Source organism: Dietzia sp. DQ11-71 (assembly GCF_014144995.1).
Lineage (GTDB): Bacteria > Actinomycetota > Actinomycetes > Mycobacteriales > Mycobacteriaceae > Dietzia > Dietzia kunjamensis.
Map to the genome: position 1 here is coordinate 1 of NZ_JAALDT010000154.1, position 1,136 is coordinate 1,136.

Consider the following 1,136-nt stretch of genomic DNA (forward strand, 5'->3'; position numbering starts at 1 on the left):
CGCCGATCCTGGCCCCGCCCGCGCCGGCGCCGTGCAGCAGCAGCGGCACGATTCGCTCCTCGCCCACCAGGTGCGGGTCCAGATTGCGGCCCGCCCGCCCGGTGGCCAGGGCGTGGTAGCCGGGGTCGATGTAGTCGGGGCCCACCTTGTGCCCCGAGACCTCCAGCCCGGTGCGGCGCAGCGCGGCCATGAGGCCGGTCGCGACGGTGGTCTTGCCGTGCCCGGACGCCGGCGCGGCCACGACGATCCGCGGGAGGTCGGTCACCATTCGATGCCCCGCTGACCCTTCTGCCCGGCGTCCATCGGGTGTTTGACCTTGGTCATCTCGGTAACCAGGTCGGCGACCTCGAGCAGCCGGGGGTCGGCGTCGCGGCCGGTGATCACCACGTGCTGCCGGCCGGGGCGGCTGGCGAGGGTGGCGACCACGTCGTCGACATCCACCCAGCCCCACTTCATGGGATAGGTGAACTCGTCGAGCAGGTAGAGGTCGTGCCGCTCGTCGGCGAGGCGCCGCTTGATCTCGGCCCATCCTTCGGCGGCGTCGGCGGCGTGGTCGTCCTCGGTGCCGTCCTTGCGCGACCACGACCACCCCGAGCCCATCTTGTGCCACTCGACGGGCCCGCCCTCGCCGGTCTCGTCGTGCAGGCGGGCGAGGCGTTCCATGACGGTCTGCTCGCCGATGCGCCACTTGGCGGATTTGACGAACTGGAACACACCGATGTCCCAGCCCTGGTTCCAGGCGCGCATGGCCAGACCGAACGCGGCGGTGGACTTCCCCTTGCCGGGCCCGGTGTGGACCATGACCAGCGGCCGGTTGCGGCGTTGGCGGGTGCTGAGCCCGTCGTCGGGCACGATCTCCGGCTGTCCCTTGGGCATCAGGCCACCTCGTTCCGGGGGTCGACGCCCCGGGGGCGCGCGGTGCGGGCGCGGGCTGTGTGAACGCCGACCGTGTCGGTGAGTCCCTCGGCGGTGACCTCGCCCAGTGGCACGTGCTCAGCGCCCAGGTGCCCGGCGAGCTCGGAGGCCAGGCCCATCCGGAAGCGGCCGGTCTCGCAGTCCACCACCACCGAGGCCACGCCGAGGGAGGCCAGCCCGGTCGCCGCGGTGCGGGACCTGGCGAGGGCGTCCGGGCCGTG

At 73.2% G+C, this 1,136-nt stretch carries 3 protein-coding genes; all 3 read right to left on the bottom strand.

The annotated features are described in order from the left end of the window. A partial coding sequence (locus G6023_RS06285) for a nucleotide-binding protein (RefSeq protein WP_472986425.1) occupies positions 1-268 on the bottom strand: 268 nt, incomplete at its 3' end. Beyond that, entirely contained in the window at positions 262-876 is a 615-nt protein-coding gene (gene cobO, locus G6023_RS06290) for a cob(I)yrinic acid a,c-diamide adenosyltransferase (RefSeq protein ID WP_067714278.1), read from the bottom strand. The genes G6023_RS06285 and cobO, both read right to left, overlap by 7 nt. After that, positions 876-1,136 (bottom strand): vWA domain-containing protein (locus G6023_RS06295; RefSeq protein ID WP_472986426.1); only part of this gene is annotated, 261 nt, incomplete at its 5' end. The genes cobO and G6023_RS06295, both read right to left, overlap by 1 nt.

Excerpts from the sequence above, each read along its gene's own strand:
- cobO (WP_067714278.1), bottom strand. The coding sequence starts at position 876 with ATGCCCAAGGGACAGCCGGAGATCGTGCCCGACGACGGGCTCAGCACC.